Source organism: Paenibacillus camelliae (genome assembly GCF_023715345.1).
GTDB lineage: Bacteria > Bacillota > Bacilli > Paenibacillales > Paenibacillaceae > Pristimantibacillus > Pristimantibacillus camelliae.
Genome location: NZ_JAMBNY010000021.1, coordinates 36,135 through 55,267 on the forward strand (window position 1 = coordinate 36,135; position 19,133 = coordinate 55,267).

The following is a 19,133-nucleotide window of genomic DNA, read 5'->3' on the forward strand; positions in this document are numbered from 1 at the left end:
TTTATTTTAAATGTGTAGAAATTTGTAATATACACTAAAAACTATATAGAAAATAGTTGAATTATACATGTAGAAATTTCTGGTATTATTGTATTAAGCTATTACAAAAGTTATTTAGAATATAGTGAGAAAACGGGGGAGCACTGGAATGAGCATTATATCTGTTGATGGTTTAACTAGAACATATCGTCAATATCGAAGATTTCCAGGAGTGATGGGATCGATTAGAAGTTTATTTACACGTGAATATACGGAAGAAACTGCAGTTAGAGAGCTAACGTTTTCTATTCAAGAAGGTGAAGCAGTAGGATATTTAGGTCCTAATGGTGCTGGAAAATCAACGATGATTAAAATGATGAGTGGAATTTTAGTGCCTTCCTCAGGAGAACTGCATGTACTTGGTCAAGTACCTCATCAAGCGAGAAAAGAAAACTCGATGCAGATCGGAGTTGTTTTCGGGCAACGGAGTCAATTGTGGTGGGATTTGCCTGTAAAAGATTCATTTGATCTCCACAAATATATATATAAAATACCAGATGCTACATTTGAAAAAAACTTAACCTTTTGTTTGGAAATGCTAGCAATTAAAGATTTTATTGAGAAGCCAGTAAGGCAGCTTAGCTTAGGACAGCGCATGCGTGTAGAAATTGCCATGGCGCTGCTCCATGATCCTAAAATATTGTTCCTCGATGAGCCGACGATTGGTCTTGATGTTATGGCGAAGGACCAGATCAGACAGTTTTTACGTACTGTTAATCGTGAAAAAAAAGTAACGATTGTACTAACGACGCACGATATGAAAGATATTGAAGAGATATGTCCGAGGATGATAGTTGTAAATAAAGGCGAGCTTGTCTATGACGGTTCTGTAGCAAAATTGCGCGAGAAATTAGGAAATGAAAGACAGGTTGTTATAGAGTTCCGTGAGGAGCCTGGAATAATCGATGTACAAGGAGTTACCTTGCTGCAAGAGGAAGGATTAAGAAAAACGTTTCTGTTCACTAGAAATGAATCCAGTGTGTTTGAACTTGTTAGTCAGATTGCAGCGAAGCATTACGTAGAAGATGTTTCTATCGAGCATACGGATATAGAATCTGTCATTAGAAGGCTCTACCAGCAATTAGCTGCAAATCAATAGATCGGATAGGGTGAGATGAGTGCGTACATATATTAGTTTTTCAGCCAAAGCTTTCTCAAAGCAGCTTGCGTACCGTTCGGAAGTTTGGCTTCGCTTATTAGGTAATTTTGTTACGATCTTAATTCAAGCTGAGATATGGCGGGCGGTTATTGGCCACGGACATGTAGAAGGAATTACGGTAGAGCAGATGATCACCTACAGCATTATCAATACATTACTTATGTCGCTTTTATTACACGGTATAAGCGGTAAAGTAGATGAAAGCTTAAAATCGGGATCTATTGCGTCAGAATTAATTAAACCGATCTCGTATCCGTTATTTTTACTTTTTGATGAATTAGGCAATACGATCTATCAGCTTTTGTTTACCGTTTTTCCTACCTTCATTATTGCACTATTCTTTTTTGGAATGGTTCCGCCAGCCAGTTTAACACACTTCCTCGTCTTTTTAATAGCACTTTTAATAGCACTAATCATTTCATTTTTAATAGGTTATTTGATATCGTTGTTAGCATTTTGGTTTATGAATCATTTTGCTCTTAGCTGGATGCTCAGAGGATTTATTACCATTTTTTCAGGAACCTTTTTGCCAATATGGTTTTTTCCTTCTTCATGGGTTACCGTAGCGAACCTATTGCCATTTCAATACATGGGGTATATCCCAGCGGCAATATATTTAGGAAGCATCCCTGTTCAAGAATTATTTATGATTATAGTTGCAGGTGGAGGATGGATTGTTGGATTGTTAATTTTAGTTCAGTTGCTTTGGACAAGAGCGGTGCGACGTTTGGTCGTACAAGGTGGATAATGAAATAAGGAGGAATTTTGTGACGTTTCGATTGTTTGGTAAACTTGTTCGTCTCTTGCTAAAGGAACGAATGGAATATCGAGGGGACTTTATCCTTTCAATATTTTCACAAATTGTTGCTTATGCTGGCGACTATATCGTCATATGGTTGTTTATTAAAAAATTTAATACGATTGCTGGCTGGACATGGCCAGAGATCGCCTTTTTATACAGTCTCGGCTTAATTACGTATGCGCTAGGTGCATCATTTTCATTTGTTCAAATGCGTGAGTTGGAAAATCAAGTAAAGAAGGGGACGTTTGACAGCTTGCTTATAAAGCCGGTTAATCCTTATTTTTATGTAATTAGTAGAGGGTTTAATTTAGCTTATATTGCTCACATCTCAATTTCAGGTTGTGTCTTAATCTGGGCAATGATTGAGTTAAATATGAATTGGACTATTAGTGATTATTTGTATCTGATACTAGTCATTATAAGTGGTGCGATGATACAGGCAGGGATTCTCACAGTGATCGGAGCCTTTTCTTTTATATGGGTGAGAACGAACTTTATGTTTACATTATTTTTCAGGTTAAAGGACTTTATTTCCTATCCACTTCCGATCTTTGGTACATTCATTCAAATTTTATTGACAGTTGTCATTCCATTAGCCTTCGTGAATTATTATCCAGCATCATACCTGATGTCCCATGATACGGTAATGTTGCCTATCTGGGCAAAGTGGTTCGTACCACTTGTTGGCTTATTATGCTACTGGGCTGGTTATAGATTTTGGATGTTTGGTGCTAATAAGTATCAAGGTGCAGGTGGTTAACGAAACATAAAATGCCATAGCAGGTGCATATATAGGCTGTATTGCTCGCATATCACTTGCTTGCAATACAGCCCTTGTGCACATAGCTATGGCATTGTTCATTTATAATTTGAGAGGAAAAATTTTTATGCGTTAAATGCAGATAGCATCCATACATGCTTCTCTAGCGACGTATGAATCGCAAGCAGCATGTCAGCAGTCGTTTCATCGCCCGCTTGCTGTGCAACCTCCATGCCTTCCTTTAACTCACCGATAATTAGTGTGTAGTCTTTAATTAATTGGCTAACCATCTCTGTTGCTGTCTCGTTACCGAGTGCTTCCTTAACGCTGGAGTTTTCCAGATAGTCTACCATTTTAGCAAGTGGTTGGCCTTTAACGGCTAGTAAGCGCTCTGCGAGTTCATCAATATGAAGCGCGGCTTCCTCATACAGCTCCTGAAATTTCTCATGTAGTGTAAAGAACTGCGTGCCTTTAACATACCAGTGGTAGTTATGAAGCTTTACGTATAGCACGCTCCAGTTTGCAATTTGACGGTTAAGCTGTTGTTGAATTGTATTCATATAAATTCCTCCATTCGTCTTACAAGCTTATTTTCAATAGTTCGTGACCATTATGATGGAACGGCAGGATCATGCCCAGTTCGCATATCTCTCTCAAGTTTTAACGAAAAAGATGAATTCCATACATAAGATGATTTAATAGTTTGTATTTATTACTTATTTATAATTATTACAAATAAGCAATAGAAAGTCAACCTTTTTCTGAAAAATAAGGAGAGCTTGCCATTATTCTAACACTAGAAGCTTAAAAAAGCCGTACCTGCAACTGTTACAATAGAGCAACAATTGAGGTACAGCTATATATGTCTAATTGGTGAATGGATTATTTTGCTTCAGCGAGCATAAACACGGCAAGAATGAACATCGCATGCGACCATGTAAGTGGAACAACCCATGCAGTTTCGCCAGTGTTTTTATCGATCTGCTCTGGAAGAAGACCAGTTTCTGTGCGATGGTCTAGTGCCCATTGAATATGCTTGCGACCCTCTTCAACGTCACCCGTCGCAAAGCGGTAGTGTGATAGCCATAATGTCGTTAGGATCCAGGGGTTTCCTCCAACGTAGATATCATCCTCATAGCGTTTAATACCGCCAACGCCAGGAGTTGTTAGCAATCTCTCCACAGCATCTGCCGTAGTCCGCATGCGCTCTGACTCAGCAGCAACCGCATTGAATGGTACGCTAATGCCGAGTAAGCTAATATCTACAATTGGATCATGCTTCATGACATATTTTTTGTAGCCTTTATCTAGATCAACCACATAGCCTTCCTTGCCAGCTTGTGTCGCTTGATTATAGTGATCAGCAGAAACCTTTAGATCAATGCCGCGATAGAAGCTTTGTAGCTCTTCATTAAAGCAGTAAGTTTCAATTCCTGCTTGAATTCCATCAGCAAGCTCGCTCCATTGCTCAGACAGCTCATATTCACCCGCTAGCTCAGCAAAGCCAGATGCGGCCTTTAAGCCACCGTATACCGCTGCAGAAGAGTAGGTGTGAGATGCTTCACGTTCTTCCCACAGATCGATGCTTGGCTTTGGAAGACCCGTGGCTGGATCGATAAATGATTCTAGGAATTGAGCTCCCTTTAGAACGGCAGGCCATACACGAGATGCAAAGCTGGGATCTTCATTTACCAAATAATGCTGCCACATTCCCCAAAGAATCGAAGCACCTTCGTCGATCTGTAAGCCCCAGGATGGTGCCAGCTGACCGTCATGATAGTGACGTTGCTGCCAAGAACCGTCTGGAGATTGAGCAGATAGTGTCCAGTCATAGAAAGCATCCGTTAGATCCTTCAAGCCGACTTTATCGAGTGCAGTTGTAATGAATGCTGCATCACGTCCCCAGCAATAGGAGTATCCGCCGCAACGACTATAGGTCTCATCAAACTCAGGAGCTGCGATAATTGTACCTGTTTTCTCATCAGACATCAGCTTGAACATAAGCACAGAGCGTTCATATAGCTTTACAATCTCAGCGTCCTCAACTGGACATGGAACAGCTTGAGCCACGTAGTTATGCCAATAAGCGTTTGTTTCATCTGCCCACTGTGCACTTGTTTTTGTACGAGCATCTTCAAGCACAGCAACAGCATCCTGCTCGTTGCCAGCTGCTGCAATATAAACTGGCACGACAACCGTTTCTCCTGGTGCTACAGAAAGCTGCCATGACATTGCGCCTGTTGGCTTCATATCAATGACAGAGCCATCTAGCTCGCCTTGCTGCACATCTTCCCATGAGATACCGGATTGGAATTTTGTGCATACGATTGCGCTCGAGACCGCAAAATAGTATTGATGGCGGAAATGAATTAAAGAATCGGCATCAGCATTAAACATCGTTGTGTTATATAAGCCGTTTTCACTAATCATAAAGCTGGAATGAAGAACAAAGTTGAAGTTTTTGCTTTCCGCGCCTTTGTTTGAGAAAGCATATTCACGAACGAGCAAGTCTTTGCCTGGTACTGCGAAGTGGCGGCTGTCTACTGTAAGTCCAGCTGCTTCATTAGCTGCATTTACATGCAAAACATTACTGCGCTCAGCATAATGAATCTCATGAGACCAGCCGTTGCTTGCTTCATCGAACCATTCGATCGGTGAGCCTTCTTGTTGAAGCCCTACACGCATTGCGTCAACATGCTGTGGTGTGTCAATATTAGGCCACCATAAGCGATACATTTTACCGGTACGGCCCAGTGTTGCTAGCATACGAGAATTACCGATCACGGCATCTACTAAATAAGGTTTTTTTTCATTCATCGTCAGTTACCTCTCTTATGAAAGTCTTGAATTGAAGATTCTCTTACGACTAAGCGATGTGGAATGATATTGCGTGCTTGAGATGTAAGATGTTCTTGAATACGGCGTACCAGCAAATGAGAAGCAGTATAGCCAAGCTGATAAGTGCCGATATCAACAGAGCTGATTGCTGGAGAAGCTAGCTCTGCTAAAGCAATATTGTTAAAACTCACTAAGCTTATATCCGTAGGTACTTGATAGCCTAGCTCGTTTAATCCACGTAATACACCAAAGGCTGTAATATCATCAATGACGACTAAAGCAGTTGGACGTTCTGGAATATTCATAACAAAAGACATTGCGCGGTAGCCACTTTGTTGTAGAAATTCGCCATCAACAATCCATTCTGGATTAATAGCTAATCCAGCCTCAACCATTGCTTTGCGATAGCCCGCAAGTCTGTCAACAGATACAGTTAAATTCGGCTCTCCAACTACGAAGCCAATTCTCGTGTGGCCTTGTTTGATCATATGAAGCGTAGCATCATATGCGGCTTGAATATTGTCTGTGTCAACGGTAATGATGTTATCATGCCCTTCCGTGCGTCCAATTAATACAGTTGGGAAATCATGATTGGCTAAAAGCTCAATTAATGGATCATCCTGTCTAGCGGAAAGTAGGATTACACCATCAACTCGGCGACCTAGCACTAGTCGTGAGATCGTTTCCTGCTCATCATTAGGGGAAGTTGCTGCAGAAAGCAGCATATCATATCCAGCTTTCGTAGAATGAGCTAGTATACCGCGAAGCAGCTCGCCAAAGAAAAAATCCTGAAAGAGCTCTTCTGCTGGTCTAGGAAGCACGATTGCTAATGCATTAGTTGTTTTGGAGACCAGACTTTTTGCCATCAGATTTGGATGGTAGCCCATTTCTTCCATAATACGTTTAACTTTTTCGGTTGTAGCCTTACTAATTCTAGAATGATTGGAAATTACACGCGAAACAGTAGAAGGAGATACTCCAGCTGCCTTCGCAATATCTTTAATTGTTACCATGATATCGATCCTTCCCAGATAAGCCTTCCTAATTACTATAGCTTTTTGTGCAAATGAATGCAATTCCAATCAAGGTTTGCTATTACTGTACATGGTAATGCTAAAATGCACAAGGAACGATAGTAAGAGAAAAAGAGAGAATAGTAGAGTAAAACAAAGTTAATAATATAATTTATAGATAAATTGAAATTGTGCAATCGTTTTAACAAAATGTCTGCGTGATGATCGTATAATCGATAAAAAGTATACGTTTTCCTAAGCGAAATTGAGGTTTAACTAAGAAAAAAGGTGGGTTAAACCTATTGCTAACACTAATTTTATCTAAGGATGTACAATCGTTTGCGCAGTGATACTGCGAATGATCGCTGATCAATGATCATATCGAGAATTACGCTCCAAGTCTCTGAGTGTGAATCGAGTGTGAATATAATGAAAGCCTATGAAAGCAGGCAATTACTGTTCATTCCTGCTTTCATAGGCTAGATCAAGCTGGGGCGATGCGAGACCCGTTCATATGAGGTCAATTAGCAAGCTGATGCGATCCGTTCACATAAGGCCGACTAAGCAGCAAGCTGTTGCGATCCGTTCACACGAGGTGGATTACGCAAGCCGCAAGCTGCTGTGACCTATTCACATATAGCTATCATGTGCTTCAATTGTCAGACGTCAGATTGGACCGGAAGGCTTCATGCCAAATTAGTCTAAACGTTGTTCCTTTATTCAACTCTGACGTTATCTCAATTCGACCTCCCATTGCTTGAACAAGCTCTCTTGTTACTGCCATGCCAAGTCCGCTTCCCACTGTGGACTGCTCTGTATTCGTTCCACGATAGTAGCGCTCGAATAATTCCTTTACCGTTTGCTCATCCATACCTTTACCATTGTCGCTCAAGGTTAATTGCCACCCATCATCTGGAAGTGACTCTAGTATAATGTGAATCGCTGTATCGGGTGGGTTATGCAGCAGACTATTGGCGATTAAATTATCAATAATACGCTCAAACCAAGGAGGATGCACCTTGCCGATCACATCGTTTGATGGAAACTCATAGCTAATGGAACGATTAGCGTAGAGCGGATGTGCTGCGGCCTTAGCTGCTGCTTCACGTAATAAGCTGCCGATCGAATGAGGCTCAAGCTTTACAGGAAGCTCTCCGCTGCGCAGACGATACGTTAGAGCTAGATCCTCCATAAGCTGATCCATGTATTGACTCTTTTCTAATATGGTAGAAGCGAAGGAGCGAACCTCTTCCTCCGTCCAGCTGTATTTGGTAGTGGCGAGCATATGCGCATAGCCTTGAATGGAGGAAAGCGGAGTTTTCATATCATGCATGACTCCTGCAATCCATTCCTCTCTATAGGTTTGGGTCTCGATCTCAGCCTGCTTACTCGCTTTTAATACGGAAGCTAAGCTGTGAATAGAGTCCATAACCTCTTTAAACAAATGTTTCTTTCGTTTTTTAATGGGGCGAGTATTAAGCTCAAGCTTTCCTGCAGCAACCTGCTCGATGGAATCCACAATATCAAATACTGGTCGGACAAATTGATTCGCGTATCCTACGGCAAGAAGAATGAAAACGATAAGGCTCCCTGCAAAAAACATCGCTAAGCTAAGGATGATGACCTGCAGCTCAGTTCGCACATTCGGAAAAATCGAAGCCTGATGCAACCGTTCAGTAGCAGGAAACTGTAAAATCCAAGTCAGGCCAGTAGCTTCATCGTAATCAGAATAGAACATCATACTATATTGATCATAATAGACAGTACGTAAGGCTAGCTCGGATAAACTGTACACGTTCGGCGCTTGAGCTGGTTTATTCCAAGCAGCAATCTCTGAACCAGTTGAATCAATAATCTGAATCCATCCTTGCATCTCCTCTAGCTCTGCTTCAGCACTATCCGATAAGTGAATGGTACCGTTGTTTATCGTTGAGGCTTCAATATAGGGTCTTAGCGAGAGTGGATGTTCAGCTGATTTCCCATATAAAATAATGAACTGACGATCGCCTTTAATATGAATCCACAGACCTATCATATAGGGGAAGGGCTTCGTTCCTTCCCAAAAGTCTATTAGTTGTCCAGGATTATAATGCTGAGGTATATCATCCGGGGTATAAAAGGATTGCAAAACATTGCCCTGCTCATCCAAGCTTTGCAACCACCCGCCATCTTCCTTAAGCAGCTTTAAGAGCTCAGAATTGATAATCTTACCGTGCTCATCAATTTCGGCTTCATCGATTAGCTTACTAATGCCGTAAGGAGAAAAATTACGCTTCATATCAATATAATTAAGCTCCTTGAACATCCAGTCCAAGATCAATACTGCGAGTACAATGAGTAATATGCCGGCAAATGATATCTGTAGCGCAAAGCGTATCGTTAAACGTCTACGTAGCATATTGACCTCCAGCTCCAGCATTGTTTGCTGTCACTAGCTTGTAGCCAATACCACGTACATTTACGATATATTGAGGATTCGAGGGATCAAGCTCGACTCGCTCGCGAATACGATGAATATGCACCATAACGGTGTTATCATCATTCAGCATAGATTCCCCCCAAACACGTTCATAAAGCTCACTTTTACTAAATACGCGATTAGGATGCTTACATAAGAATACGAGCAGCTGAAACACAAGTGCTGGACAGTGTACCTGCTTGCCCTCTACGAAGAGTGCCGCCTTTGCTTCATCTACTTGAAACCGACCAAAATTATAAATGGTATCTGCATGATCTACTACTGCTGTCGTTGTCGTTCGTGACACTTTACGCAGCTGTGCACGCACCCGCGCAACAACCTCCAAAGGATTGAATGGCTTTTTAATATAGTCGTCTCCACCAACAGCAAAGCCCGATAGCACATCGAAATCTGAGGATCTCGCTGTTAAAAACAATATCGGTGCATCGGTCGTCCTGCGAATGAAAGGACAGATTTCCAGTCCACTCGCACCAGGCATCATAATATCAAGCAGTACAAGATCATACCGTTTTCGCTCGCACAACGCTAAAGCATCTTCACCGCTGCTAGCTGTATCAATAGAAGAAAAGCCTTCCTTTCTTAACACCGTAGCGACCATCTCGACAATTGCACGCTCATCATCAACGATTAGTATATTTGCATCGTTCAACCGTCTCACCTCGATCTATGTATTACCATTATTCTATCATGGTAGCTATATCGACTGAATCTTAACTTTACCTTAACGATTGAACACTTTAGTTCAGATAATTTAGCTAAACGTAAAGCTGCGTTTTATAGCTGTTAAGTTTGAAGCGATATACTAGAACTAACGTAATAGAGAGGAGAGGTAGAGATGAGACCAATTGGAATTCAAGTGCTTGTAGTCATTATGCTAGCAACAATATTAATGGGGTGCGGCAATCGACTAGACCAAGGAGGGAATGTAGGGATGAACGAACAGCCTACAGCAATGATTAAAGGTGAGCAAATTGCTGACTATATGAAGGATGGAAAATACGAGGAGCTGCATCAACAGTTTGGTAAAGAGATGAAGGAAGCTGTTTCGTTAAAGGATTTTAAGGAAATAGCAGCGCCATTTGTTCAGGGAGAAACGTTCGAGATCACTTCTAATTTTACAACGAATGGGTACCAATTCATTACATGGAGAAATATGAAGGAAGAACGTAAAGGGATTCATGTGATATTGGATGAACAGCAATATATTGCAGGCCTTCAGGTAAGGGAGCTAGACACTTATCCGGAGACCGATCAGCTTTACTCAGAAAATACCTTTCAACTACCATTTGAGGGTGATTGGTTTGTGTTCTGGGGAGGCGATGATCTGTTCCTAAATTACCACTATGAATACGAAGAGGTTCGCTATGCATACGACTTTGTGCAAGTGAAGGGTGATTCTAGCTTTGAGGGTGACCCATTGCTTAATGAAAGCTACTATGCTTTTGATCAGCCTGTAGTAGCCCCTGCCGCAGGTAAGGTCATCGCGGTAATAGATGGGATAGAGGATAACGTCCCAGGCGAAATGAATCCAGAACAGCCTGAAGGTAATATGGTCGTCATCGAGCATGCACACGGCGAAAAAAGTATGCTGGCGCATTTTAAGAAGGATTCAATCGTCGTTAACGTTGGCGATACAGTAGAAGCGGGGCAATTACTAGGCACCTGCGGCAACTCGGGTAATTCCTCTGAAGCGCATATTCATTTCCAGGTAACGAAGCAGCAGGCTGATGGAAGTGAGCTTGTCATCCCTGTCTCATTTGAAGGAGGCAAGCAGTGGGTACGTGGTGAGATTGCGTCTCAGCCTTAGACTGGAAAGATGATACATGTTCGTTCGAAAGACATCAAATATTAGTGATTATTCGGTAAGCCTCGCAAAGCTCTTGTGATAAACAAGCCTTGCGAGGTTTTTTTGCTAGACTAATAAATTCGTTATGACAAATACTGTAGCTGATAGGAATAAGTTTAATGCTAAAATACAACGTTCAGTAGCGATTTTGATGCTGTTATGCGTGATCTAAGAAAATGCTAATCTCGTAAGCTATGTTAGATCTTAGCTAGTTGAATCAATAAGTGAATGGAGAATCAAATGAAGTGAAGGAGGAATATATGAATGAGAAAGATAAGGGTTAGAGCAGTATTAAGTCTAGCGATCATAATGATAGGTGTTATCGCCTTGCCGCAGCTTGTTATGGCGTACTTTTCAAATGCTGCAGCATTTTTCAAAACGTATCCATCTGCGGCGACTGTATCGAGCATGAAGTATTGGACAGATTCTAGTGTATCTACCCATGGCTTTACCGCCTATTTTTCGAATGCTCGCAGCAAATGGGATGCTGCCCCTAATGCTCAGATTGGATGGAGCGCAACGACATCGTATGATGATGCTTTTGTTCGATTTTATGGTGTTAATGATATACCGCTTGATTATGCCGGTATAGCGAAGCCCTACAACAGTAATGGAAGCTATTTGGCCGATCCCGATATCGGTTCTGGCGCAATATGGCATAAGGTGCACATCATTCTTAACAAAGGCTATATGGATGCTAACGGATACACCTCAAATATGATTCAAAAAACTGCTCTGCATGAAGTAGGTCATGCACTCGGTTTGCGACATCAGCCGGATAATGAAGGTCCGCTTGATACCGTTATGATTCAAGGGAAGCAAACCTTTACTGACATTAGAAGCATCGATAAAAGCAATGTGGCTTGGAAATATTGATGTAACAAATGGAAATGTGAATACGTCTTTGTAAATAGTATCAACGGAAAGCGGTGGTGGTTGGCTAATGAGTATTTCTAAATTGTCAATAATAGGGGTTACAGCTTTGATAGGGGTGATGTTATTTACACACCTTGACCATACAGATCGTAATCGGATAAATGCGCAGCAGGCTAGTGAAAAGACGGAAAAAGCTATTAGCATCGTAAGTGCAGGCGATGCAGATATGATCATTTATTCTACACTTGAAGAAGTAGAGGAGTCTGCTGAACTTATCGTAGAGGTCGAATTAGTTGGTAAACGAGCAAGAAAGAATATATTTCTAAATAGTATGGTAATCGAATCGTACGGCTTGGCTAAAGTAAAGGTTAATCAAGTATATAAGGGCGATGTGCAGGTGGGAGATGAGCTCACGATAGCAGAACCGGGATATTTCGACGTTAGTGGAAAGTATGTCTCCTTTGAAGGGTATAAGGCTATGGATAAGGAAGGCAGGTACATTTTATTTTTACGCACAGGGTCTAACAATGAACAAATCGTAATCGGCCTTTATCAAGGTAAATTCGATCTCACACTTCCTCAGCTAGAGCAAGAAATGACTAATGCAAGAATAAGCGTCGCGGAATTTGATGAAAGAGATTATGTCGGTGACAGCGTATGGCAATTTAATAAGCTAAAGCAGCAAGTGCTGGAGAAGTACGGGGATTGAGTCAGGAGCACAAATAATGAAAAGAATTTTTATGTTTGTTGTAATCGTGGTAGCATTACTCATTTCAGGAAAAGAAATTGCTGATCAGCGGATTATTAGTGAGTGGGTTAATGAGGTAAAAGACATTGTCATTTATCCAGATGAAAATCAAGAACCGCGAGGTGGATTTATATTTTCTATTTCTTTATTTGAAGAAAATTCAATAGTGAAAGAAGCCCGGTAGCAACTGGGCTTCCTTTTTCTGTACTTTATAACAACCAGCTTGTTTAAAGTGGTGGATTCTCCACGCCTAGGTGAATCCAGTCTTCTTTTGGAGGTCCATAAACTCCGAAAGGCTTTAATCCTGCTTGACGCATTAGAATGGTAACTTGTCCACGATGGTGAACGATGTGCTTAATAAGTCCCATTAAAATTTGAGCATTTGTTTCCTTCCGACCAAATGCCATTTGCACAACCTTCAAGGATTCGTCGGTCCATTGCTCCTCAATTGCTTTAATTGCAGAAGCACTTATCTTGTTAAAGGCTTTAGCAATTTCTTTAGCCGAATTTGGAACATGATCTTTACTGTCTACCTCATCTACGCTTAGCCCAAAGTGAGCTAAATACTCTGGTATGTTTGTTGTGAAATGCCATGCAATTCTTCCCAAAGTACGGCCTTCTGGGTAAACCTTTTGGTTCAATGAATCATCAGTTAAACCGTCCAAAACCTTCTGAGTTAGCGTTGCCTCCCAATTCCACTCTCTAATAAAATCTGATATTGTTGCGTACATCTATCCTACCTCCGAAACCAATTATAATTTATATGTTAAAGTTAATGCTGTCCTGTTTAGTGAAAAAATAAAGAGATATACCTTTACTTATTATCGCCACTTGAGTCCTCATTCCGACTTCTCTCGTAGGATATATACTCTAACACAATACTTATAAAGAATAGAGTCCAGCCAGGGAACGTAGTAAACCAAAATAATGTTGGTGGAGCATAATTTAGAGAAACTAATACGTAAGGTAACGTAATAATAATACCTAATAATTGTACTAACTTATACTTGTTATTGAAGTAGCTCTTAATCGAATTTTTCATAATAATCACTCCATGTATTACATCAGATACTATTTCATTTCGATTGTAAACACGTAATTATATACACCGATGGCAATCCAAAGAAACACGAAAACTCCAATACACCAAAATAATAACTTTTTACTATTCATCTTAAGCCTCCACTCTAATAAACTCATACCTATTATACTTACATTTTACAAATAATACCACCTTATGATGAGATTAGCGGCAATAGAGGGTGAGCGCAGCGGCGAACGTGGCGTTACCAAATTTGTTAAGCTCGAGTATCCATTTGCGCCCGAACGTAAAGTATAATATACATACAAATAACGGAATAAATGAGGTCGTAACGATGAATCGATTAGACGAAATGTTTGTGATGAGTAGCGAGCAGAAGGAACGATTAACAGCTATTGGCAAGCTTGCAGATTCCTTCGCTAGCGAGGCACATCGAGTGGATGCCGAGCATGATTTTGCGTTTGAACATATTGAGGCGCTTCGCAAGCTGAATTACTTTTCCTATACTGTTCCTCGCGAATTTGGAGGAGAAGGGATTACGCTTTATGAGTTTGTTATGCTGCAGGAGCGCTTAGCTCAGGGTGATGCAGCGATAGCACTAGGCGTAGGTTGGCATCTAAGTGTAATGTTCGAGCTGAATCTCAATAAGCCGTGGTCTGAAGCTGCACTTGCAGCACTTAACGAGCAGGTTGTTAAGCAGCAGATCCTTGTCAACCGAGCAGCAACAGAGAAGGCATCTGGAAGTCCAACTCGCGGAGGAAAGCCACAAACAACGGCTCTACAATGCACGGATGGCTCTTATGTGCTTAATGGTCGTAAAACGTTTACGACCCTGTCACCAGTGCTCGATTATTTTCTCGTCACTGCAGGCTTGGATGAGGATACCGTTGAGTTTATGATTCCTCGAACTGCCGATGGCTTACGGATTGAACAAACATGGAATATGCTCGGAATGCGCGGAACGGCGAGTCATGATCTAGTTATGGAGGAAGTGCTCCTGCCGGCCTCTGCCCTTATGCAGGTTTTTCCGAAAAAGAAAGCCCAGCTGGCCGCTCCACATCTGTTGCATATTCCAGCTTGTTATCTCGGCATTGCACTAGCTGCAAGGAAAGAAGCGATTAAGTTCGCATATAGCTACCAGCCGAACTCACTCTCAACCTCAATTATCCATGTTCCTCATATCGTGCAGCAGCTTGGTCAAATTGAGCTAGAGCTGCAAACAGCGAGACATTTTATGTATAGCGTAGCAGCGAGATGGGATCAGCAGGTGCTTCCACCTGAGCAGCTTAGTATCGAGCTCAATGCGGTTAAAGTGACTGCCATACAAACCGCGCTTTCGGTTGTTGATAAGGCGATGCGGATAGTAGGAGCACATAGCTTAGCGCTTGATCACCCATTGCAGCGCATGTATCGTGATGTGCGTTTTGGCTTACATAATCCCCCTATGGAGGATGCAGTGCTGTCGATGCTAGGAAGATTAGCGATAAAGGATATAGAACTAGAGCTAGAACACAAACAGGAGCATGAGCAGGATTAGTGAGAGTATAACAGTATAGTTAGCGCTCCTAGCTCGTCAAGAAGTGCCGATTGCTAGAGTCAATAGACATAAATTTTTTTTAAGCTGTTGCCAATATCTAACACATCATTTATAGTATTGTTAACTTCATATTGATACACGGGTGCTGGATAAAGTCCGGCTGAGATAGAAACCGTATGTTTCTGACCGTTAATCTGATCCAGGTAATGCTGGCGTAGAGAATTTTATCGAATTGTAACCATTCGTGTACTTTAAAGTTCTCGAATGGTTTTTTTGTGCTTAAATACGCCAATATTTCCAATTAAAGGAGGAAAAGTAGATGACAAGATTTAGTGAAAGACTGTATGCTGCAGCAGGTGGAATTTGGGAGCAAAGCCACCGCCACCCATTTCTCACCGAGCTTAGCAATGGAACGCTTGACCCACAGCGCTTTATTTACTACATGAAGCAGGATTATGTGTATCTAATCGAATATTCGAAGATGTTTGCTTATGGCAGCATAAAAGCTCAAGATCTAGCAACCATCGGCAAAATGTCTGAGCTGTTGCACTCGACTTTGCATGTAGAGATGGAGCTGCATCGTCAGTACGCAGAGCGATTTGGCATTAGTCGTGAAGAGCTAGAGTTAACGACTCCATCCCCAACATTAATTGCCTATACGAAATATATGCTCGAGGCTGCAGCACAAGGAACGCTAGCGGACGTAGTTGCTGCGCTTTTGCCATGTATGTGGAGCTACCGAGAGGCTGGATGCAGATTTGCTGAAATTCCTGAAGCTCTTGAGCATCCCCTTTATCGGGAATGGGTACTAATGTATAGCTCTAAGGAGTTTGGAGAGTTGACTGATTGGACAATCGCTCTGATGAATGAGCTGGCTGAGGGCTTACCAGAACGAGAGCTTGCACGATTAGAGCGTCACTTTGTAACCGCCTCAAAGTTTGAATATTTGTTCTGGGATATGGCTTATCGCCAGGAGGAATGGCCGGTTTGAACAAAGCTAAGCAGACGATAGAACAATACGCCCTTGTCGTTGAGGGACTCGTATACGGTTTTACTGAGGATAAGCTGCTGTTTGACGGACTAGATTTAGCTATTCCGACTGGAGAGTTTGTAGCACTGCTTGCACCGAGTGGAATCGGTAAGACGACATTGTTTCGATTACTTACAGGTCAGCTGCAGCCAATAGCTGGTGTACTTCATATTGGAGCTGAAGAGGCTGAAAAGACTGAGAAAGCAATTGGTCGTAGCATGCGAATAGGCTATATGCCGCAGCGTGACAGCTTAATGCCGTGGCGTACTGTGCTCGATAATGCAGTGCTTGGCCTGGAGTTGTCAGGAGTAAGCAAGCATAAAGCAAGGCAACAAGCTTTAGAACTGCTACCGCAGTTTGGTTTAGCTGGCACAGAGAACAGCTATCCGCATGAGCTGTCGGGTGGGATGCGACAGCGAGTATCCTTTTTGCGATCGATGCTTGGTGGAAGCTCGATGCTGCTGCTAGATGAGCCGTTTAGTGCTTTGGACGCGATGGTACGAATTCAGATGCAGGAATGGTTGCTTCAAGTATGGGAGCAGCATCGCAAAACGATATTATTCATTACACATGATATTGATGAGGCTATCTTGCTTGCTGATCGAGTGCTCGTAGCAGCAAGCTCACCAGTAAGCATGCTGCATGAGATTGTGATAGATTTACCGCGTCCTCGCTCCTACGATATCGTGCTCGATCGTGAGTTTATAGCACTAAAGCGGCGAGCGATGGAGCTGCTTGGAAGAGGTAGCCTGCCGCGTGAAAGCTGAATATGGAGCTACTTAGCATGAGGCTGTATATGAGGCTAGGTATGAAGTTGAATATGAAGGGTTACGACATGATTACAGGCTGGAGTTTCACTGAACATAACGGACTGATCGATATGAGAATCTACGTTCAGCATTAGGAAAGGAAAGGGTGACACACCTAATGAACAGTTCAGCAAAGGCAGCCTTAAAGGTAGGGAGAGACGATACACAAGATGTCTCCAGTGAGATAAATGCACGTAAGGCAACAGATAAACAAACACATAAGCCAGTACATAAGCAGATCCGGCACAAATTATTAGCTAATTTTCCTTTGCTAGCTTTTATCCTACTTCTAGCAATCGTATGGGAGGGCTTGACGCGACTGCTTCCAATTCCGCATTACATTATTCCACGTCTGTCTGCGGTATTACAATCTTTAGTTGAACACGCGCCGGTGCTCGCTAAGCATTTTGTCATAACGCTGAACGAGTCGATAATCGGCTTAATGATCTCTGTTCTCTTAGGATCATTATGTGCTCTATTGATTGATAGTATAAAAATCGCACAACGAACGCTCTATCCGGTCATTATCGCATCGCAGACGATTCCTATCATTGCATTGTCACCAATTATGGTGATGTGGTTTGGCTACGAGCTGTGGAGTAAGGTATCGGTTGTCGTGTTGTTTACATTTTTCCCGATTACAGTAAATACGATCGCTGGATTGCGTGCTGCTGATCCAGACATTGGCGAATTGATGCGCTCGATGGGAGCAAGTAAAGGTGATTTGTTTTGGAAATGGAAGCTACCTTCCGCCGTGCCTCATTTTTTCACAGGCTTGAAGATGGCAGCCACAATTAGCGTAGGCGGTGCGACATTAGGAGAATGGCTTGGAAGCGAGGCTGGCTTGGGTATGTATACGAAGCGTGCCTCGAATTTGCTGCAAGGCGAAGCTGTATTTACAGGCGTGCTGCTGCTGTCAGCTATGGGTATTATGTTATTTCTTACCGTACAGCTTATTGAGCGAATCGTTAAAGGTGAGCGCAGATACTAAAGTTTAAAGATATAAAGCTTACATAAAAAAAGCTTACACTAAAAAGCTGTTAGAGAGATAAAGAACACTTACTAATGAGTAGATAACGAGCAAGTAAATGATTAGTAAATAGATTTAGAGATAGGAGATTAGGAGATAGATATGAGAAATGTAACGAGAAGCTTCAAAAGGGCATGGATTGCTACTGTTCTTATTGTAACGATGATGACACTAAGCGCGTGTGCTGCACCAAAAGCAACAGAGAAGGAGCAGCAATTGGACGAATTAACGGTGCTGCTTGATTGGTATCCGAACGCTGTGCACTCCTTTTTATTCGCAGCGGAATCACAAGGCTATTTTGAAGAAGCGGGTCTACATGTAAAGCTGCAAACACCTGCTGATACGAATGACGCAATTAAGCTTGTTGCAGCGGGAAAGGCTGACTTAGCGATTAGCTACCAGATGCAGGTGGCGATTTCACGTGGCGAGGATATTCCAATTGTCTCTGTCGCAGCACTTGTTAGGCATCCACTCAATCAGCTGTTTATTCTGGATGATAAGAAGGTTGAGCGTCCAATGGATCTAGCTGAGTTGAAAATCGGTTATCCGTCCATCCCGTTATATGAATCGTTCGTTAAAACGATGTTTGCCCATGACGGCGGTGATCCGTCGCAGCTTACCTTTGTCGATATTGGCTGGGACTTAATTCCAGCGATGACGACAGGCCGGGTCGATGCAATTATCGGCGGCTACGTAAATCATGAAAAGCTGCTGCTGGAGAAAGAAGATGTGAAGCTGAAAACATTTATCCCTTCAGAATATGGGGTTCCAGATTATTATGAGCTGGTGCTTACAGCAAGCGAAAAGGGTATAGAGCAAAAAGGCGATGTCTTCAAGCGCTTTATAGAGGCGGCCACTCGAGGATTTGAGTATACGATGGAGCATCCATCTGAAGCTTTGCAATACTTGCTTGATAAGCAAAGTGATAACTTTCCATTAGATGCTGAGATTGAACAGCAAAGCTTGGCCATCTTGCTGCCGTTGATGGATGCTGGCACGGAAGCGTTTGGCAAGCAGTCCGAACAGTCTTGGCAGCATGCGATTGACTGGCTAGTCGAGCAAGGGCAATTGAAGAAAGACATTGAGGCAAAGGATGCGTTTCGTAACCTGTAATGACAGATGAAG

At 42.2% G+C, this 19,133-nt stretch carries 18 protein-coding genes and 1 riboswitch; of the genes, 12 read left to right on the forward strand and 6 right to left on the reverse strand.

The annotated features are described in order from the left end of the window. Nucleotides 1-148: 148 nt before the first annotated feature. The 3 genes from M3180_RS21045 to M3180_RS21055 are packed head-to-tail and all read left to right on the forward strand — an operon-like array spanning nucleotide 149 to nucleotide 2,760. Nucleotides 149-1,138, forward strand: a complete 990-nt coding sequence (locus M3180_RS21045) for an ABC transporter ATP-binding protein (RefSeq protein WP_251671158.1) — start codon at nucleotides 149-151, stop codon at nucleotides 1,136-1,138. Nucleotides 1,139-1,157: 19 nt separating this feature from the next. Next, nucleotides 1,158-1,946 (forward strand): ABC transporter permease, encoded by a 789-nt coding sequence (locus M3180_RS21050; RefSeq protein WP_251671160.1) that lies wholly within the window; start codon nucleotides 1,158-1,160, stop codon nucleotides 1,944-1,946. 19 nt (nucleotides 1,947-1,965) lie between these two features. Beyond that, nucleotides 1,966-2,760, forward strand: coding sequence for an ABC transporter permease (locus tag M3180_RS21055; protein WP_251671162.1), 795 nt, complete (start codon nucleotides 1,966-1,968; stop codon nucleotides 2,758-2,760). Nucleotides 2,761-2,885: 125 nt separating this feature from the next. Here M3180_RS21055 and M3180_RS21060 read toward each other — a convergent pair whose 3' ends face one another. The 5 genes from M3180_RS21060 to M3180_RS21080 form a co-directional block, all read right to left on the reverse strand. Next, entirely contained in the window at nucleotides 2,886-3,320 is a 435-nt protein-coding gene (locus M3180_RS21060; protein ID WP_251671165.1) for a Dps family protein, read from the reverse strand. 322 nt (nucleotides 3,321-3,642) lie between these two features. Further along, nucleotides 3,643-5,577 (reverse strand): glycoside hydrolase family 15 protein, encoded by a 1,935-nt coding sequence (locus tag M3180_RS21065; RefSeq protein ID WP_251671166.1) that lies wholly within the window; start codon nucleotides 5,575-5,577, stop codon nucleotides 3,643-3,645. Between the two features lie 2 nt (nucleotides 5,578-5,579). Beyond that, nucleotides 5,580-6,611, reverse strand: coding sequence for a LacI family DNA-binding transcriptional regulator (locus M3180_RS21070; protein ID WP_251671168.1), 1,032 nt, complete (start codon nucleotides 6,609-6,611; stop codon nucleotides 5,580-5,582). 652 nt (nucleotides 6,612-7,263) lie between these two features. Then, the gene (locus tag M3180_RS21075) at nucleotides 7,264-9,009 is read right to left on the reverse strand and encodes a sensor histidine kinase (protein WP_251671169.1); all 1,746 of its coding nucleotides are present in this window, start codon (nucleotides 9,007-9,009) and stop codon (nucleotides 7,264-7,266) included. Next, nucleotides 8,999-9,739, reverse strand: a complete 741-nt coding sequence (locus M3180_RS21080) for a response regulator transcription factor (protein WP_251671171.1) — start codon at nucleotides 9,737-9,739, stop codon at nucleotides 8,999-9,001. The genes M3180_RS21075 and M3180_RS21080 overlap by 11 nt, the downstream gene beginning before the upstream one ends. A gap of 186 nt (nucleotides 9,740-9,925) precedes the next feature. Here M3180_RS21080 and M3180_RS21085 point away from each other — a divergent pair, with 186 nt between their 5' ends. The 4 genes from M3180_RS21085 to M3180_RS21100 all read left to right on the forward strand — a co-directional run bounded on the left by M3180_RS21085 (nucleotide 9,926) and on the right by M3180_RS21100 (nucleotide 12,744). Continuing rightward, nucleotides 9,926-10,897: a M23 family metallopeptidase gene (locus M3180_RS21085; RefSeq protein ID WP_251671173.1), complete on the forward strand. Its 972-nt coding sequence runs from the start codon at nucleotides 9,926-9,928 to the stop codon at nucleotides 10,895-10,897. Nucleotides 10,898-11,200: 303 nt separating this feature from the next. Further along, nucleotides 11,201-11,812 (forward strand): zinc metalloprotease, encoded by a 612-nt coding sequence (locus tag M3180_RS21090; RefSeq protein WP_251671175.1) that lies wholly within the window; start codon nucleotides 11,201-11,203, stop codon nucleotides 11,810-11,812. 67 nt (nucleotides 11,813-11,879) lie between these two features. Beyond that, entirely contained in the window at nucleotides 11,880-12,521 is a 642-nt protein-coding gene (locus M3180_RS21095) for a hypothetical protein (RefSeq protein ID WP_251671177.1), read from the forward strand. Between the two features lie 16 nt (nucleotides 12,522-12,537). Then, a complete protein-coding gene (locus tag M3180_RS21100; protein WP_251671179.1) occupies nucleotides 12,538-12,744 on the forward strand; it encodes a hypothetical protein in 207 nt (68 codons plus the stop codon). Nucleotides 12,745-12,787: 43 nt separating this feature from the next. On the opposite strand, the gene M3180_RS21105 is transcribed toward M3180_RS21100, so the two are convergent. Continuing rightward, complete coding sequence (locus M3180_RS21105) at nucleotides 12,788-13,291, reverse strand: DinB family protein (RefSeq protein ID WP_251671181.1); 504 nt, start codon at nucleotides 13,289-13,291, stop codon at nucleotides 12,788-12,790. Nucleotides 13,292-13,936: 645 nt separating this feature from the next. Between M3180_RS21105 and M3180_RS21110 the strand changes: the two genes are divergently transcribed. The 5 genes from M3180_RS21110 to M3180_RS21130 all read left to right on the forward strand — a co-directional run bounded on the left by M3180_RS21110 (nucleotide 13,937) and on the right by M3180_RS21130 (nucleotide 19,121). After that, the gene (locus tag M3180_RS21110) at nucleotides 13,937-15,139 is read left to right on the forward strand and encodes an acyl-CoA dehydrogenase family protein (protein WP_251671183.1); all 1,203 of its coding nucleotides are present in this window, start codon (nucleotides 13,937-13,939) and stop codon (nucleotides 15,137-15,139) included. 128 nt (nucleotides 15,140-15,267) lie between these two features. Then, nucleotides 15,268-15,377: riboswitch (TPP riboswitch) on the forward strand. An 81-nt stretch (nucleotides 15,378-15,458) separates the two neighbouring features. Beyond that, nucleotides 15,459-16,130: a thiaminase II gene (gene tenA, locus M3180_RS21115; RefSeq protein ID WP_251671185.1), complete on the forward strand. Its 672-nt coding sequence runs from the start codon at nucleotides 15,459-15,461 to the stop codon at nucleotides 16,128-16,130. Continuing rightward, entirely contained in the window at nucleotides 16,118-16,936 is an 819-nt protein-coding gene (locus M3180_RS21120; protein WP_251671187.1) for an ABC transporter ATP-binding protein, read from the forward strand. Before tenA ends, M3180_RS21120 begins: the two co-directional genes overlap by 13 nt. 160 nt (nucleotides 16,937-17,096) lie before the next feature. Beyond that, entirely contained in the window at nucleotides 17,097-17,969 is an 873-nt protein-coding gene (locus M3180_RS21125; protein ID WP_251671188.1) for an ABC transporter permease, read from the forward strand. A 141-nt stretch (nucleotides 17,970-18,110) separates the two neighbouring features. Then, on the forward strand, nucleotides 18,111-19,121 hold the full coding sequence (locus M3180_RS21130; protein WP_251671190.1) for an ABC transporter substrate-binding protein: 1,011 nt from the start codon (nucleotides 18,111-18,113) through the stop codon (nucleotides 19,119-19,121). Nucleotides 19,122-19,133 lie beyond the last annotated feature (12 nt).

Coding starts and splice junctions, on each gene's coding strand:
- M3180_RS21125 (WP_251671188.1), top strand. CDS start 17,097: ATGAACAGTTCAGCAAAGGCAGCCTTAAAGGTAGGGAGAGACGATACA.
- M3180_RS21045 (WP_251671158.1), top strand. CDS start 149: ATGAGCATTATATCTGTTGATGGTTTAACTAGAACATATCGTCAATAT.
- M3180_RS21105 (WP_251671181.1), bottom strand. CDS start 13,291: ATGTACGCAACAATATCAGATTTTATTAGAGAGTGGAATTGGGAGGCA.
- M3180_RS21065 (WP_251671166.1), bottom strand. CDS start 5,577: ATGAATGAAAAAAAACCTTATTTAGTAGATGCCGTGATCGGTAATTCT.
- M3180_RS21095 (WP_251671177.1), top strand. CDS start 11,880: ATGAGTATTTCTAAATTGTCAATAATAGGGGTTACAGCTTTGATAGGG.
- M3180_RS21075 (WP_251671169.1), bottom strand. CDS start 9,009: ATGCTACGTAGACGTTTAACGATACGCTTTGCGCTACAGATATCATTT.
- M3180_RS21100 (WP_251671179.1), top strand. CDS start 12,538: ATGAAAAGAATTTTTATGTTTGTTGTAATCGTGGTAGCATTACTCATT.
- M3180_RS21085 (WP_251671173.1), top strand. CDS start 9,926: ATGAGACCAATTGGAATTCAAGTGCTTGTAGTCATTATGCTAGCAACA.
- M3180_RS21070 (WP_251671168.1), bottom strand. CDS start 6,611: ATGGTAACAATTAAAGATATTGCGAAGGCAGCTGGAGTATCTCCTTCT.
- tenA (WP_251671185.1), top strand. CDS start 15,459: ATGACAAGATTTAGTGAAAGACTGTATGCTGCAGCAGGTGGAATTTGG.
- M3180_RS21130 (WP_251671190.1), top strand. CDS start 18,111: ATGAGAAATGTAACGAGAAGCTTCAAAAGGGCATGGATTGCTACTGTT.
- M3180_RS21090 (WP_251671175.1), top strand. CDS start 11,201: ATGAGAAAGATAAGGGTTAGAGCAGTATTAAGTCTAGCGATCATAATG.
- M3180_RS21060 (WP_251671165.1), bottom strand. CDS start 3,320: ATGAATACAATTCAACAACAGCTTAACCGTCAAATTGCAAACTGGAGC.
- M3180_RS21120 (WP_251671187.1), top strand. CDS start 16,118: ATGGCCGGTTTGAACAAAGCTAAGCAGACGATAGAACAATACGCCCTT.
- M3180_RS21110 (WP_251671183.1), top strand. CDS start 13,937: ATGAATCGATTAGACGAAATGTTTGTGATGAGTAGCGAGCAGAAGGAA.